This is a genomic window from Methylomonas sp. EFPC1 (genome assembly GCF_016925515.1).
GTDB lineage: Bacteria > Pseudomonadota > Gammaproteobacteria > Methylococcales > Methylomonadaceae > Methylomonas > Methylomonas defluvii.
The window spans coordinates 4,323,701-4,338,972 of sequence record NZ_CP070494.1 but is presented as its reverse complement, the minus strand read 5'-3'; the positions used below and the strand labels follow the sequence as shown (position 1 = coordinate 4,338,972).

Genomic DNA, 15,272 nt, shown 5'->3' with positions numbered 1-15,272 from the left:
GACTTAATTTTTTAAGGCAAGAAAACTAAAATAATCAGTTAAAACAAAGGTATATATCTATTTAGCCCATACTGGATAGCGCTGGATTTGTGGGCCGTGCGGATATTAATACTGCCGGTAAACTGGCACGAGTATTGATATACAGCACTTATATTCTTTTTACTTTGCGCTTAATGAGGCGGGTCATGATTTTCAGACAACTCTTCGAAACAGAAACCTCCACCTACAGTTATTTGTTGGGATGCGAACGCAGCCGTCGCGCCTGTCTGATCGATCCGGTGGCTTCGGAGCTGCCGATTTATATCGATTTGCTGCAAAGCCTGAACCTCAAGCTGATTTACACATTCGAAACCCATGTGCACGCCGACCACATTACCGGCGCTGGATTGTTGCGGGAAAAGCTTGGCAGCAAGAGTGTGGTACATCGGGATGCTGGCGCGCTCTGTGCGGATTTGCTGGTCACCGACGGGGTGTTATTGCAAGTGGGCGATCTGGATATTCAGGTGCGGCATACCCCCGGCCATACCAGCGGTTGCGTCAGTTATGTGATGGCTGATCGGGTGTTTACCGGCGATGCCTTGTTGATCGGCGGTAGCGGGCGCACTGATTTCCAGCAAGGCGATGCCGGCCAGCTGTATGACAGCATCACCGGCAAGTTATTCACATTACCGCCTGATACGCTGGTGTATCCGGGGCATGATTACCAGGGTAATACCGTGTCTACCATCAAACAGGAAATGGCAAAAAACACCCGTTTGGGCCAGGGGCGCACTCGCGCCGAGTTTATCGGCATCATGAGCGAGTTGAAGCTGGCGTATCCCAAGTTCATCGATCAGGCGCTGCCGGCCAATCAGTCCTGTGGGACGCCTGCCGAATAGGCGGAGTTAGCCGATGATCCTGACGCTAATCTTGGCAATCTGTATCGGCCTGCTGTTGGGCTTGTTGGGCGGCGGCGGTTCGATTTTGACGGTGCCGATGCTGGTTTACGTGCTGCATGTACCGCCCAAGACCGCGATCGTCACCTCATTTGTGGTGGTGGGTGTCTCCAGCCTGATGGCGTTGATCCCGCATGCTCGGCGCGGCCATGTCTGCTGGAAAAGTGCGCTGGTATTCGGTTTGGCCGGGATGCTCGGCGCATTTGGCGGTGGCCGCTTGGCCGGCCATTTTTCCGGGGAATGGCTCATGGTGTTTTTTGGCGCGATTACATTGTTGACGGGTCTGGCGATGATTTTCAAGAAAGCGCCAAGCCAGCCGGCTGTTGAGCAGGCGCTACCGATGTGTCCTTTACAAACACCGGTATTGCGATTGTTGTTCGACGGGGTTTTGGTCGGCGGGCTGACCGGCTTGGTTGGGGTCGGTGGCGGATTTTTGATCGTGCCGGCATTGACCTTGCTGGTGGGTTTGCCGATGCCGGCGGCTATCGGTACGTCTTTACTGGTTATTGTCATGAACGCCAGCGCCGGCTTGAGCGGCTACGCGAATCACGCCCAACTGGATATTCCCTTGATGGCGCTGGTGACGGCGGGTGCGGTAATGGGCAGTTTTCTGGGTGGCTGGTTATCCAACTTCATCAGCGCGACGGCGTTACGCCGCGGGTTTGGTTGGTTCGTGATACTGGTGGCGGTTTATGTATTGTTTAACGCGCTGAGCTGGCAACTATTGGCATCGTTAGAGCTGTGGCAGGATGACGAACGTGCCTGGCGACGAGGCTTGGCAGGATTGGCCGCCTTGTTGGCGCTCGGTTTGATAGGCAACCGCATTCATAGCCATACGCCGCGCAGAGAAGCGTTGCCAATGTCGCCCCGCCATCACCTTTGAATTAGGCTAGACTAATATTGACGGTTGTGCTACGCCGTTGATTCCGCCATCCGGTGCCAACCGCCTGGCGTATAACTATAAAAAATCGTTTGAGGAGGGTATATGTCTTATTCAATCAATACGTCACGTCGGCGCTTTTTTGCACAAAGTGGAGCGGGATTAATGGCGTGGGCTGCGGCGCCCGCATGGCTGAGAGCGATGGAAAACATGGCCGAGATGCCGACGATGCCGCCGCGCAAAGCCTCGGCCAATTTTCACCCGGACGTGGAATTGGACTTGATCTGCAAACCAAACGCGGTGGCTATTTTGCCCGGCCAGCCCACGCGCGTGCAGCAGTATTTTGCGAAATTGGTGAAGGGACCGGCGCAGACTTTAACGGAAATTCCCGGCTCTTATTTGGGGCCGATACTGCGCTTCGAAAAGGGCCAAAAGATCAGAATCAATCTGCATAATCAGCTTAACGAACCGAGTATTACCCACTGGCATGGTTTGCATGTACCTGCGGAAGTGGACGGGCATCCGCTGTACACGATAGACAGCGGCCAAGTGTTTGTGTACGAATTTGAAATGCTCAACCGCGCCAGCATGAATATTTACCATCCGCATCCGCACAACACCACAGCCAAGCAGGTTTATCACGGTTTGGCGGGTGCGATTTTGGTGAACGACGAGGAAGAACGGCGCCTGGAACTGCCCGGCGGCGAATACGAAGTGCCGATCGTGATTCAGGACCGCAAGTTCGACGCGAATAATCAATTGCAATATGTGCATGCCATGCACGACAGAATGATGGGTTTTTACGGCGACCGGATTTTAGTGAACGGTCTGGCCAATTTTCAGCTCGACGTCGCCAGTCGAGCGTATCGTTTCCGCGTCCTCAACGGCTCAACGGCGCGCATCTACAAACTGGCTTGGGATGACAAGTCGCCTATTACCGTCATCGGTACCGATGGCGGCTTGCTGGAAGCACCGGTCAATAAACCTTACGTGATGCTGGCCCCCGGCGAGCGTTTGGATATTTGGGCGGATTTCAGCGGGCGTAAAGTCGGCTCTAAGCTTGTGTTGCGCAGCCGTTCTTTTTCCGGCGTATTGCCGGGCATGGCCGAACGGATGATGGGGGGTGGTCAAGGCGATCATGGCCGTATGGGTGGCGGCATGGGCATGCATGCCAGCGCCATACCGGTGGGTAGCGACTATCCGATTTTTACGGTGAAAGTCACCCGGCAGCAAAGTGAGAGTCCAAAATTACCCAACAGCCTGGCGAAAATTAACCATTACAGCGTAAACGACACAGCCAATCCCGGTAAACCGGTGCCCATCGCTATTTCGGAAGGGCCGATGCGCATGGTTTTAAATGGTCGGCCTTATGCTTATAACGATATTTTGCCGAGCGAGCGCATTCCCGTAAATACCGTGCAATTGCTGGAAATTTTTCATGCGCATGGCGGTGGCGGACACGGCGACAAAGCCGGTGGCGAGCACGGCAGTGCCGAAAAGGCCGATGCCGGTTCTCACAAAATGGGCGGTATGGACATGATGGGTGGTATGCGGCATGGTGATAACAACCAGGGCGAAGGTGAACATCGGCGCATGGGTATGATGGGCATGCGCCACGGCGGCGAGAACGCAGAAGCCGGTGGGCATCAGATGGGCGGCATGGGCGGTATGGGAGGCGGAATGGGTATGATGATGTCCATGGCCCATCCGATTCATTTGCACGGCCAATATTTTCAAATCCTGAGCCGAACTATCGCCAATAACGAAAGCGCAGATTACGCCACGGTTAAAGAGGGTTTTATCGAAGGCGGCTGGAAAGACACGGTGTTGGTGATGCCGGGCGAGCGGGTCAAAATCATCAAGCCCTTCCAGGATTTTAAAGGTTTGTTCATGTACCACTGCCATAACCTGGAGCATGAAGATATGGGCATGATGCGCGATTTCCTGGTGGTCTAACCGGAAAGCGCCAATTGTCAGGGAGCGGGATATGACGATAATCAACAGGCATTTAACAGTCGAAGGCATGCATTGCCCTGGTTGCGAAGACGTCATTCGTCAAGCGCTGGCCGATTTACCGGGTGTGACAACCCTGGATGTCAGCTATGTGCGAGCGACGGTGGATGTGCAATTCGACGACCAGCTTGCCGACGAAGCGGCGATATACCAAGCCATTCGCGCCAAGGGCTATGGCGTGGCACTGACGCCGCGGCCTGCCGCTGGCAAGTTAAAAGGCCTGTTGATTTTTCTGTTGTTATTGCTGGCGGTCGGCGGCGTGACGTTCTGGGGCAAGAGTTTGATGCCCGGCGTAATGCAGCAAATGTCGCCGCACATGGATCAAGCGGTATTGCTGGGCATCGGTTTTCTCACCGGTTTTCATTGTATCGGTATGTGCGGCGGTTTTGTGGTGGGTTACACCGATCCTCGTCAAGCCAAGTCCCGCCAGCTGCTGGCGCATTTACGTTACGCAGTCGGCAAAACCTTGTCCTACAGCGCACTCGGTGCCGGATTTGGCTTGTTGGGCGCCACCATTGCGATTACCCCGCCGATGCGCGGCGGACTGGCGTTGGCGGCGAGCGTGTTTTTGTTGCTGTACGGGCTGAAGATGCTCAACGTCTTTGCGGTCTTGCGCCGCTTTACCTTGCGCATGCCTAAGGCCGTCAATCGCCAGCTTGCAGATGAATTGCGCAAACCGCGCAGTGCTTTGCGTACCGGCTTGTTGACCGGTTTTTTGTTGGGTTGTGGACCGTTACAAGCCATGTATGTGATGGCCGCCGGCAGCGGCGACCCGCTACAGGGCGCGTCGATGCTGTTCTGGTTTGGTCTCGGTACGTTAGTGCCATTGCTCGGATTTGGGTTCTTCGCCAGCTTGTTGTCGCAGGTTTTCATGCGCCAGCTGGTAAAGGTTTCCGCAATATTGGTGATCGCGATGGGCGTGATGATGGCGCAGCGCGGTTTAAAAATTATCCAGGCAGGCCAGATGCCCACAGCGATGCCTGCGCATACTCAGCCCGTTCAGTGAGGTAAAGTGTTGGATATTCAGCGTTTCAGACAATTGAACGAGCAGGCCAAATTGCTGGCGGACGAAATAGGCAATTTGCTGATCGAAATATTTCATTATTTGGCCTTGTTTGTCATTGGTGCCAGTATTGTCTGGTCGGCGGTGGTGGCTTACGGCGGCATGATGCTGCAAGGTCACGCCACCATTGGTGACATTTTGCTGTTGTTTATCTATTTAGAGCTGGGTGCGATGGTCGGCATCTATTTCAAAACCAACCTAATGCCGGTGCGTTGTCTGATTTACATTGCCATCACCGCGTTGGCTAGGTTGTTGATCGCGGATATTCAAGCCCATCATCAGGCCGATATGGGCATTTTGTTGGTGTCCGGCGGCATTTTATTGTTGGCCTTGTCGACCGTGATTATTCGCAAGCCAAGTGACGATACCTGAACCGGCAGTTACAGATAAAGGAAGATTAAAATGAACAAATCATTACTGATTGCGGCGTTGGTGCTAACGGCTCCTATTGTCCAGGCTATTCCACCTGTCGATCCATCGCGCTTAGACGCAGTGCAAGAGCGCGGCAGCCATGTCATGCCGTTTGCGCTGGAAAAAACCCTGCATATTTTTAATAAGACTGATACTGGTGGTATTCAACAAGTGATCGCTAAGGATGCTGCTGACAGCCAACAAATTGGCTTAGTGCGCAGTCATCTGTCGCAACTGGCTACACATTTTGCGGCTGGCGATTTTTCAGGGCCGCGGCGCATTCATGGGGATGACATGCCGGGGCTAAACGCCTTGGCGTCGGCAGCCGGGAAAGTCAGTTTTGCCTATCGGGAATTGCCGAACGGTGCCGAGATCGAGTATCGGAGTGAAGATAAGCAGCTGATTGAGGCAGTGCACAGCTACTTCGATGCCCAACTCAGCGACCACGCTCGCCATGCTGTGCCCGGTGGACATGCTATGCATCATGGTGGTCATCAGCCATAGTTACTTTTCGGCGGCTCCGGCTTGGGGATGTGATTTTTCCAACCACTCTCGATTAGGATGCCAGTGGCTGATCCAGGCGGGCAAATCTGCAGCAGGCATCGGCCGCGCAATGCCGTAGCCCTGAGCGTTGTCGCAGCCCAGTTTCAGCAATAGCAAGCCATGTTCATCGGTTTCGACGCCTTCGGCTATTACTTGCCGATGAAAGGCGGCGGTGAGATTGATAATGCCGGCGACGATGGCTAGATCTTCCGGGTCGCCGAGAATGTCGCGAATAAAGGATTGGTCGATTTTTAAGGTGTCGGCAGGTAAGGCTTTCAGGTAAGTTAGCGACGAATAGCCGGTACCGAAATCGTCCAATGCAAAGCCGACGCCCAGTTTTTGGCATTCCTTCATCACGGCGGTGACGCGGCCAATATCCTCCAGTGCGGCTGTTTCCAGTATCTCCAGTTCCAGGCAGTGGGGGCGCAGTTGCGGGTGCGCAGCGAAGCCGGTTTTCAAGGTGTCGACGAAATCCTGGTGCAGTAAGTGGCGCGGGGCGATATTGATGCTGATGGCAATGTTCAAGCCCATGTCTTGCCACGTTTGCAGGTGGTCCAGGGCGCGGGCCAATACCCAATTGCCCAGGGCGATGACCAGTTCGGTGCCTTCTATGTCGGGTAAAAACGCCGCAGGCGACAATAAGCCGCGCTCGGGATGCCGCCAGCGAATCAAAGCCTCCGCACCCAGCACTTTACCCAGGCGCATATTGACCTTGGGTTGGAAATACAATTCGAACTGGTTGTTGAGCAGCGCGGCTTCGATTTGCGTTAAGGTCTCGCCGCGGACCAGCGCTATTCTGTCCAGTTCCTGATCAAACAGGTGGTAGCGATTTTTGCCGCGCTGTTTGGCGACATACATGGCTTGGTCGGCATGCCGCAGCAGCGTGTCCGCGCTTGCCAGGTCATCAGGGTATAGGGTAAGGCCCACGCTGGCCGATACGCAGACCTGGTTATCATCTATGCTCAACGGTTCCGCGACTTTGCAGAGCATGCGCTCCAATACCGCCTCGCATTCGCGGGTGTCGTTAAAATCCAGCAAGAGCAGCACAAATTCGTCGCCGCCGATGCGGGCGACGGTATCGCCGGCTCTGAGGCAGTCGCGGATGCGTAGGGAAATTTCTATCAGTAACTGATCCCCCGCTTCGTGGCCGAATTGGTCGTTGACCGGCTTAAAGCCGTCGAGATCCAGATAGCATACCGCCATATGGTTGCCGGCGCGGTGTGTGTGGGCCAGCGCTTGGGCTAGGCGGTCTGCCAGTAATACGCGGTTGGGGATGCCGGTCAGCGGATCAAAATGGGCGATGCGTTCCAGATCGTATTCATGGTTCTTCAGCGGGGTAATGTCGGCCGACAAACCGATGTAATGATGAATTTTGCCGTCGTCGTCCCGCACTACCGAAATCGAGGTCAGCGCAGCAAAAACCTCGCCTTTTTTATTGCGGTTCCAGAGTTCGCCACTCCAATGATCGTGTGCGTTCAGTGCTTGCCATATGGCTTTGTAAAATTCCGCGGATTGCCGGCCGGATTTGAGAATACTGGGATTTTTACCCAGCACTTCCTCGCGCGCGTAGCCGGTAATTCGACTAAAAGCCGCGTTGACATCAATGATGCGGTTCTCGCTGTCGGTAATGACGACGCTATCGTGAGTGTGGGCAAATACACTGGCCGCTAGGCGTTGCCCAGCCTCGCGGCGTTGCAGCTCTTGACGAAATTGTTCGCGTTGCAACAGATTGCGAATCCGCAAGCGGGCGATTTCGATGCTGATGGGTTTGGTCAAATAGTCCGCGGCGCCCAAAGAAAAGCCCAAGGCCTCGGCTTGAATTTCGTTTAAAGCGGTCACGAACACAATCGGAATGTCTTTTAACAGCGGACTGGCCTTGATCCGCCGACAGGTTTCGTAGCCGTCCATATCCGGCATCATGATGTCGAGCAGAATCAGATCAGGCGGCTCATCCAGCGCCAGTTCCAAGCCTTTAGCGCCGGAGGTGGCGATTTGAATTTGGTAATCGTCCTGCAATGCCAAACCCAACAAGGCCAGGTTGGCGGGAGTGTCGTCGATGGCGAGAATTTTCAATTGTTTGCTGTTCATTCGGTTTGTACTCCATTCCAACCCAAGGCTGAATAAAGCTGCCGCAACTGCTGGCGTGCCTGGTCGAATTTCATTTCGTTAACCGACTGAGCTATTTCGGAAAACCGTGGTTCTAGCGCACTAGCGCGCAGTAAATTTTGCAATGCTTTAACGTGATTAATGGCATGGAACATGTTTTTGGCTAATAAGTTATCGAGTTCGTCCATTAGCGGCCGTAATTCTTGGTTGTGGTGCAGCAAGGCGATGTCTTCTGCATTTGTTGGGTCGGTTACCGCCATGACGGGTTGCTCTGGATGGGCTAGCGCATCTTGATAATGTTCGGCATTGACTGCTGCGGAATACAGCTCCGCGCAAGGGACGGGTAAGCGCTGTTGTGCGGAATTGTGGTTATGCAGTTGACAGTCAACCAGGTCGCAGCGAATTCTGAACCAGAACCGGGCGCCCCTGCCCGGACTACTCTCCACGCCGGCTTCGCCCTGCATCAGCCCGGCAAAGCGTTGTACGATGGATAAGCCCAGACCGGTGCCGGCGTAACGCCGCGTCGAACTGGCGTCGATTTGGGTAAAGGGTTTGAAAAGTAGGCTCTGTTGGTCGGCGGCAATGCCGATGCCTTGATCGGACACGGAAAATTCCAGTTGTGCTTGCGAGTCTTGCCGCCGCAACTCGGTTACCTGGATTTGGATTACGCCATGATGGGTAAATTTGATGGCATTGCTGACCAGATTTGACAGCATTTGCCTGACTCTGATTTGATCCAGTAGATAGCATTGCTCGCTTGGGCCGAGCCAGACGGTTTCGATTTGCAGGTTTTTCTGATGTGCGCTTTCCCCAAACAGCGACTGGACTTCGGTGATGATTTGCCGAGGCTGCGCGGCAGAGTAAACCAGCTCCAGCCGATTGGCTTCGATTTTAGACAAATCCAACACATCGTTTAACAGGGTTAATAGAGTCTGTCCGGATGCGAGGATAGTGCGGGCGCATTCTTGATGCTTGCTTGGGTCGCAGTCAGGTAGACTCAGCAGTTGCGCCATTCCCAAGATACCGTTCAACGGGGTGCGGATTTCGTGCGACATGGTGGCCAGGAAATTACTTTTGGCCTGGTTCGCGCTTTCCGCGATGCGGGTTTTGATTTCATTGCTCAATATCAGCGCCATGTGCGAGAAAAACGGCGATAGATAATCGCGCATTTGCGCGGAGCCCAACATGTCGGTCATTTTGATGGCGCCGATTAATTCTTTGCCCACCTGCAAGGGCATGACCCAGGTGCAGGCAATGGCCGGCGTCATGCCGCGCAGTAGCGTGTGCTCAGAATCCGAGGTTTGTTCGACAAAGCGGCGCTGCTGAAAAACTTCGTTGATTAAGGGATCGTCGATATGATCAATAATTTGGCGTTCGCCGGCTAAATTGGCGTAATGGATTGCCCCTGCGTCCAGATAATAAATTTCGACATTGCTGCCGCCCAAACTGCCGCACAAAGCAGTCATTAAGCTCTCTAACAACCCTTCGACGCCGGCGATGGGGTTTAACAACTCCAGCATGTGCAGAATCAAATATAGATTCGCTTTTTCTTCCGAAAGCTTGCGGACGCGGGTTTCCAATTGCTTGATTTGGTCCTGCAACTCTTGATGGGAGGGCGCTTGGGTCATTGTTCCGCAGCAAGCCGGCGTTGGATGGCATCGGCCAAAACGGTTTCCAAATGCTCCAGGCTGACATCCATCCATGCCAGCGGCAAATCCACGAAGCGCGCGGCGGTTTCGGCGGCGGCGCTGAAATCGCCGTTACAGGGGGTACGCAGCGCCAGAATATATTTATGACTACTGTGAAATATCTCCCTGATCACCGTCATGTTTGCGCCGAAGCAGGCGGTGATCATGGGTTCCCAGGTCAAGGCCCAGTCTTCCAGTAAAAAATACGCGCCTTTTTCCAGTTCCTGCATGAATAACTCGTAGCCGAGCAGCATGACGATACAGTTTTGGCCGTGGGTGCGGCAAGTGTGGTGGCCCTCCAGATATTTCTCCATCAACGGGTGGCAGCCGCCGTAAAACACCACGGTTTTTTCGCCGAGTTTCTCGCGTTCTTCCAGCGCCTGATTCAGCTCGGTCGACAAACGATTCAGGTAATTGTGCAAGGCCGAATCCAGATAATGGGTATGCACGTTCCAGTGATTTTTCGCGATTAGTCCGTCCACTTCCTTACGCAAAATGCCGCAGCCCACCATGGTCAGCGGAGTTTGATTTTCCGGATGTATCGCGAAGGTTTTCATGGCAGTCTCCCGTATTCGAATGCTGCATCGACCATAGTCCGAATATTGGCCTCGGGCACAGCCATTGGCATGACGCCGTTACCGAACAAAAAATGGCCGCCGGTTTTGCCGATTTCGATAATACGCTGCACTTCGGCGCGGGTTTGCTCGGTGCTCCAGTGAATCATTTTAATATCGTCGATCACCCCGCAGGTCAGGCCGCGATTACCGATCAGGCGTTTGGCTTCGGCTAAGTCGGCAAGTGGGCTGATGTAGTGAGTTTTGATGTGAAGTTCATCGAAAACCAAATCGATCACATCGTTAAAACCCGCCATGCCGCAGTAATAAACGATGTCCTCATTTCCGCCCGGCAGCAAGTCCCGGCGCATCCAGGGCATCACCTTTTGCTCAATTTGCTTGCGGCTGACGAAGTAGGGCGAGCCAAACGGCGTGGAGTAAATCAACACATTGGCGCCCAAGGCCCGTAAGGCGGCGATTTCCTGCCGGCAGAAATCCGAGCATTTGCGCAGCAGTTCGTCGCGGACATCAAACGGGCCGAGCAGGAATAACTCCATCCATTTATCCATACCCATCAAGATGGCCGGCAAGGTGGTCGAGGCCGTGACGTAGGCGCAAATCGGATGCGTGGTGCCGACTTCGCAGCACAAAATCTTTAGACAGTCGGCAACCGATTGCCAGGCCGGATGCTGTGTAATGTCGGTGGGAATGTCGAGTTTGGCAATGTCGTCCAGGTTTTTGATGACGAAGTCCGCGACATTTGGAACGCCGTCGTCGGCAAACAGGATTTCCCGGCAACCCAGCAACTCCGCTTCCTTGCCAACATAATGCAGGCTCCAGATGTTGTCGTAGCCGTAGCGCCGCAACAGGCGTAATTGGCCGTCGGCCACATATTCGCCCCTGCTGAAGTATTGCTTGGCGGGCATGCCCAATTCTCGGGCGCCGTGATCGGACATATTGCAAAAAACCGGAATGCGCGGCGCGGGGTTGCCGGTCGCCGCCGCGGTGAGGATTTCCATAGGTGTCATGGCTTGACCTCGCGAATCAGATCGACGATGACTTTGGCGGCGGTGACGCCATCCGGCGCCCAGGCATCCGCACCGACCTTGGTGTACAACTCCGGATCGAAACGGTAGGGAGCGCCGCCTACCGCCAGTTTGATTTGTTGTTCCAGACCACGTTCTTGTAACAAACTGCGCACACCCAGGCTGCCTTTTTCGCTGGTGGCGGTGTGGACCATCATCGCGGAAACCGCGATGACTTGGGCGTTCTCGGCTACCGCGGTATCGACGAATTTTTCGGCAGTGACGTTGGTGCCCAGGTCGACCACATCCACCATCAGCGATTTCAAGCAGCCGCTAACGATCCGTTTGCCCAAGGAATGCAAGTCGCCGTAGGCGGCACCGATGACGACCCGGCCTATCATTTCCGGCGGTTTACTGAATTTTTCCAGCATTTTTTCGGTGACGTCGGCCGCAATTTGCGCGGTCATGAAATGCTGGGCCAGATTGGCGTCCGGATCTTTTTCGATTAAGGTCATCATCAACTCGATGGCCGGGATGACTAATTTGAAGACGATATCCTCGGGGCTGAATCCGTCGTTTAAGGCGTGATTGACGACCTCCAGGGCGGCCGGCTTATCGGTTTCGAATACCGCCTGGTTATAGGATTGAATATAAGCGTCGAGCATTATTCGAATTCCTCGATAGACATGGGCTGCAAGCGTAAATTGTCGATAAAGCGGTTTTCATATTCGAAAACCCCGCCAAGATTGACCACGCGCGCCCGTTGCACAATATTGTTTAACAGACTTGGCCCGGCCGGATTCAACAGCAGTTGTTCGCAGCCGGCCAGACTGGCATTGGCCAGCAGGCTGACCCGTTCGGGGGGTATAGGAGGCAGTAAGCCAACCCGCAACCCGCTGTTTAGGTCCAAATGTTGACCAAAACTTCCGCAAATCCACAGCCGATTCAAATCGCTTATTGCCAAGCCTGCGTACGACATCAATTGTGACATGGCAGCGGCTGTCGATGCCTTGGCACGCTGGAAAATATCGATGTCGCTCGCAAAAATGGCACTTTTGGGAATGTCGGCTTGCAATAAAAAGCCTTGTTCGGACTGCGGTTCGGCGAAGCGTCCGGACGGTTTCAGATGCTTTTGGTCCAGTAGCAAGGCAATGGCATCAATGAAGCCGCTGGCGCAGTAGCCGCGCGCCTGGACATCTCCTATCGTCCGTAAGCCGCTTGCCGACACTTTGCAAATTGCACCGGCTTCTGCGGTTAAACCGTTGCGCATGCCTACGCCTTCAAAAGCGGGACCGCCCGGCACGGAACTGACCCACAGGTTGCTGCCGTCCCACACGGCGATTTCGGTATTAGTGCCGAAGTCGGCCAACAGCATCGGTTGCGATTGCTCAGTAATGCCGGTAGCGAGCAGGTCGGCCAGTAAATCTGAGCCGATAAAACCAGCCAGCGGTTGGGCGATGTCGATGTCGGCATGCGGTGTGCGCCATGTCTGCCGCCAGGCATCGGCATCGGCGGGCAGGCAGGCGATAGGGCTTTGCCAGTTCTCGGGCTGGTAGAGGCAGTCGCCGCTATTGCCGCAAATCAGCGTCAACATCGCGGTATTGCCCACTATTAATACTTTGCCCAGTTCCGCCAGTATCGGCGTTATTTCGCCCATATCGCGGCTGAGAATGTCGCGTATGCCGTCGATGATGGCCGCGCGCGCTTCCCGGCCTATGCGCCGGCAATCTTGATCGTCCAGGCGCTCGGCATCCAGCCGGGTCAGAATGTCCGCGCCATGCGCAACTTGTGGATTGATGCTGTAGCGGGTGCCGATGCGTCGGCCGGATTGCCGATTCCACAACGATAGGCGGATGTGTGTTGTCCCCAGGTCTACCGCCACCCCGTAGACATATTCGGAAACGGCAGGATTGGCGTGGGCTTGATAAAGCGGGGTGGGGTCCAGACTTTTCCAGGCGGAATGCGGCGCCGGATTGTCCAGATAAAGCGTGCAGTCGCTGCGCGCCCGCAACTGGCAGGCTAAACGTATGCCGCCAGCCAAATCTTCAGGAAGCAGCTTTTGCCGTTCCGCCAGCGTCGGTGGGTTAAATTCGCCGCTTACGGTTTGAATCAGACACGCGCCACAGGTGCCCAAACCGCCGCAGGCAGCGCGTACCCGCAAAGCGGTGGTGTCGAGGGCTTGGCGTACCGACAGATCGGGTTTGAGCAGTATGCGTAACGTCTGATCGTTACTGCCGACCGTTGCCAGCATATCGCCAGCTGGGGGGGGCGGCCGTCCGGTATCGGGAGGGGTGGTGGTCATAGGCGATGGAAACCTGTAGGAGTAGTAGCAATTGCGCTTTCGCTTTCGTTGAGGCCTGGCATGATGGGGTTTGATCTATTCGGCATGGGCAAAACAGCCAGTGGTTTTCCCCTTTTATTTTAGTGTGTATTGGTGGTTTCGCTGATCCAATCTTGTAGCGTAAGCGATTTGTCTTTATTAGATCGGGTTTTACGGCATAAACTCCGTGATATGCGGTTATAAGCAGTGCCAAAAGGCACTTTAGGCTATCGGCACACTGTTCATACTGGAATGTCATCAACAATCGGGTAAACTTTGCCGATGCGCCAAAAAGCGGGTCGTGACCGGAATCGGCTTGCCTGAGACGCTTGCAGTCAATCCAGATCATGGTTCACCTAAGCCAACGGAATTTAGATGGAATCCGATAAACAATCGACAGAGCGCCAAGCCACCATTCTGTTAGTCGATGACGAGTCTATCAACCTGTCGGTTTTCGGGCAGTTTCTCGCCCCGTATTACCAGATTTTGGTAGCGACCAACGGGCAGCGTGCGTTGCAATTGGCGGGTGGTGCGCCAAAGCCGGATTTGATTTTGTTGGATGTGATGATGCCCGATATGGATGGGTACGAAGTCATCGGCCAGCTAAAAGCCGATCCCAAAACCGGCGATATTCCCGTGATATTCGTGACCGCCCTGACCTCTGATCTGGAGGAAGAGCGGGGTTTGTCACTGGGTGCGGTGGATTATCTTTACAAGCCGTGTCATTTGTCGATTCTATTGGCCAGAATCAAAACGCAGCTGGAACTGAAGCATGCCCGGGATTGGCTAAAAAACCAAAATACCTATCTGGAAGCCGAAGTGCAACGCCGGCATCAGGAGAATCAGTCTGTACATTTGCAACTATTACAATCGGAAAAATTGGCGGCAATAGGGCAACTGGCGGCCGGCATTGCTCACGAAATCAATAATCCCATTGGTTTCGTCAATTCTAATTTGAATACGCTGAACGGCTATTTGTGTGACGTTTTTTGCGTGATGGATGCTTACAACGCGGCTTTAGCCGAAAAAAACTTTTCGGAGGAGGCGCTGCAAAACTTGCGCACGTTGAAACAAACCAAGCAGCTTGACTATTTGCGCGGCGATATTCCGGAATTGATTGCTGAGTCCATGGAAGGTTTGTCGCGGGTGCGTGACATTATTCAGGATTTGAAGGATTTTGCGCATGCCGATAAAAACGATTGGGAACTGGCCGATTTGCATAAAGGGTTGGATTCCACGCTGAATATTATCAACAACGAGCTGAAGTACCATTGCACCGTACACAAGCAATACGGCGAGATACCGGAGATTTATTGCCTGCCTTCGCAATTGAATCAGGTGTTTATGAATTTACTGATTAACGCCGCGCACGCGATTGATACCAAAGGCGATATTCATATTAGTACGGGTTGCACGGAGCCGAATGTCTGGGTGGAAATCCGCGATAACGGCAAAGGTATTGCCCCGGAGAACCTGCCGCGTTTGTTTGAGCCGTTCTTCACCACCAAGCCGGTCGGCAAGGGCACCGGGCTAGGGTTGTCGGTTTCGCAGAATATCGTCCGTAAACATGGCGGTAAAATCGAAGTAAGCAGCCAGCTTGGGCAGGGTAGCCGGTTTCGAGTCTGGCTGCCGATTCGGCCGCCGGAATCGGCGTCTACCGAATAGTCCGGTGCGTCTGGCGGTTTTTGAATACCAAACTTGCAGACGGGGTTTTACCTGCCAGACTATGTCATC

13 protein-coding genes are annotated in these 15,272 nt (G+C 54.1%); 7 read left to right on the top strand and 6 right to left on the bottom strand.

What is annotated here, in order from left to right:
* Positions 1-185 precede the first annotated feature (185 nt).
* The 6 genes from JWZ98_RS19945 to JWZ98_RS19920 all read left to right on the top strand — a co-directional run bounded on the left by JWZ98_RS19945 (position 186) and on the right by JWZ98_RS19920 (position 5,806).
* A complete protein-coding gene (locus tag JWZ98_RS19945) occupies positions 186-878 on the top strand; it encodes an MBL fold metallo-hydrolase (RefSeq protein ID WP_205451491.1) in 693 nt (230 codons plus the stop codon).
* Positions 879-891: 13 nt separating this feature from the next.
* Entirely contained in the window at positions 892-1,818 is a 927-nt protein-coding gene (locus JWZ98_RS19940; protein WP_205451490.1) for a sulfite exporter TauE/SafE family protein, read from the top strand.
* Between the two features lie 102 nt (positions 1,819-1,920).
* Positions 1,921-3,771, top strand: a complete 1,851-nt coding sequence (locus JWZ98_RS19935; protein ID WP_205451489.1) for a multicopper oxidase domain-containing protein — start codon at positions 1,921-1,923, stop codon at positions 3,769-3,771.
* Between the two features lie 31 nt (positions 3,772-3,802).
* Entirely contained in the window at positions 3,803-4,834 is a 1,032-nt protein-coding gene (locus JWZ98_RS19930) for a sulfite exporter TauE/SafE family protein (protein ID WP_205451488.1), read from the top strand.
* 9 nt (positions 4,835-4,843) lie between these two features.
* Positions 4,844-5,263: a phosphate-starvation-inducible PsiE family protein gene (locus tag JWZ98_RS19925; protein ID WP_171697400.1), complete on the top strand. Its 420-nt coding sequence runs from the start codon at positions 4,844-4,846 to the stop codon at positions 5,261-5,263.
* A 30-nt stretch (positions 5,264-5,293) separates the two neighbouring features.
* Positions 5,294-5,806 (top strand): aspartate carbamoyltransferase, encoded by a 513-nt coding sequence (locus JWZ98_RS19920; RefSeq protein ID WP_171697401.1) that lies wholly within the window; start codon positions 5,294-5,296, stop codon positions 5,804-5,806.
* Here the strand turns inward: JWZ98_RS19920 and JWZ98_RS19915 are convergent, their stop codons facing one another.
* Genes JWZ98_RS19915 through JWZ98_RS19890 form a run of 6 tightly spaced genes read right to left on the bottom strand, consistent with a single transcriptional unit; the run spans position 5,807 to position 13,520 of the window.
* Entirely contained in the window at positions 5,807-7,933 is a 2,127-nt protein-coding gene (locus JWZ98_RS19915) for an EAL domain-containing protein (RefSeq protein WP_205451487.1), read from the bottom strand.
* Positions 7,930-9,579 (bottom strand): ATP-binding protein, encoded by a 1,650-nt coding sequence (locus JWZ98_RS19910; protein ID WP_205451486.1) that lies wholly within the window; start codon positions 9,577-9,579, stop codon positions 7,930-7,932. Before JWZ98_RS19910 ends, JWZ98_RS19915 begins: the two co-directional genes overlap by 4 nt.
* Complete coding sequence (locus JWZ98_RS19905) at positions 9,576-10,196, bottom strand: DUF1638 domain-containing protein (RefSeq protein ID WP_171697404.1); 621 nt, start codon at positions 10,194-10,196, stop codon at positions 9,576-9,578. The genes JWZ98_RS19910 and JWZ98_RS19905 overlap by 4 nt, the downstream gene beginning before the upstream one ends.
* Complete coding sequence (locus tag JWZ98_RS19900; protein ID WP_171697405.1) at positions 10,193-11,221, bottom strand: uroporphyrinogen decarboxylase family protein; 1,029 nt, start codon at positions 11,219-11,221, stop codon at positions 10,193-10,195. The genes JWZ98_RS19905 and JWZ98_RS19900 overlap by 4 nt, the downstream gene beginning before the upstream one ends.
* The gene (locus JWZ98_RS19895; protein ID WP_171697406.1) at positions 11,218-11,883 is read right to left on the bottom strand and encodes a cobalamin-dependent protein; all 666 of its coding nucleotides are present in this window, start codon (positions 11,881-11,883) and stop codon (positions 11,218-11,220) included. Before JWZ98_RS19895 ends, JWZ98_RS19900 begins: the two co-directional genes overlap by 4 nt.
* Positions 11,883-13,520 (bottom strand): ASKHA domain-containing protein, encoded by a 1,638-nt coding sequence (locus JWZ98_RS19890; protein WP_205451485.1) that lies wholly within the window; start codon positions 13,518-13,520, stop codon positions 11,883-11,885. The genes JWZ98_RS19895 and JWZ98_RS19890 overlap by 1 nt, the downstream gene beginning before the upstream one ends.
* A gap of 393 nt (positions 13,521-13,913) precedes the next feature.
* On the opposite strand from JWZ98_RS19890, the gene JWZ98_RS19885 reads away from it, so the two are divergent.
* Positions 13,914-15,203 (top strand): ATP-binding protein, encoded by a 1,290-nt coding sequence (locus tag JWZ98_RS19885; RefSeq protein ID WP_033157718.1) that lies wholly within the window; start codon positions 13,914-13,916, stop codon positions 15,201-15,203.
* The last annotated feature ends 69 nt before the right edge of the window (positions 15,204-15,272 follow it).

Excerpts from the sequence above, each read along its gene's own strand:
- JWZ98_RS19920 (WP_171697401.1), top strand. The coding sequence starts at position 5,294 with ATGAACAAATCATTACTGATTGCGGCGTTGGTGCTAACGGCTCCTATT.
- JWZ98_RS19895 (WP_171697406.1), bottom strand. The coding sequence starts at position 11,883 with ATGCTCGACGCTTATATTCAATCCTATAACCAGGCGGTATTCGAAACC.
- JWZ98_RS19930 (WP_205451488.1), top strand. The coding sequence starts at position 3,803 with ATGACGATAATCAACAGGCATTTAACAGTCGAAGGCATGCATTGCCCT.
- JWZ98_RS19905 (WP_171697404.1), bottom strand. The coding sequence starts at position 10,196 with ATGAAAACCTTCGCGATACATCCGGAAAATCAAACTCCGCTGACCATG.
- JWZ98_RS19940 (WP_205451490.1), top strand. The coding sequence starts at position 892 with ATGATCCTGACGCTAATCTTGGCAATCTGTATCGGCCTGCTGTTGGGC.
- JWZ98_RS19885 (WP_033157718.1), top strand. The coding sequence starts at position 13,914 with ATGGAATCCGATAAACAATCGACAGAGCGCCAAGCCACCATTCTGTTA.
- JWZ98_RS19910 (WP_205451486.1), bottom strand. The coding sequence starts at position 9,579 with ATGACCCAAGCGCCCTCCCATCAAGAGTTGCAGGACCAAATCAAGCAA.
- JWZ98_RS19915 (WP_205451487.1), bottom strand. The coding sequence starts at position 7,933 with ATGAACAGCAAACAATTGAAAATTCTCGCCATCGACGACACTCCCGCC.
- JWZ98_RS19900 (WP_171697405.1), bottom strand. The coding sequence starts at position 11,221 with ATGACACCTATGGAAATCCTCACCGCGGCGGCGACCGGCAACCCCGCG.
- JWZ98_RS19890 (WP_205451485.1), bottom strand. The coding sequence starts at position 13,520 with ATGACCACCACCCCTCCCGATACCGGACGGCCGCCCCCCCCAGCTGGC.
- JWZ98_RS19945 (WP_205451491.1), top strand. The coding sequence starts at position 186 with ATGATTTTCAGACAACTCTTCGAAACAGAAACCTCCACCTACAGTTAT.
- JWZ98_RS19935 (WP_205451489.1), top strand. The coding sequence starts at position 1,921 with ATGTCTTATTCAATCAATACGTCACGTCGGCGCTTTTTTGCACAAAGT.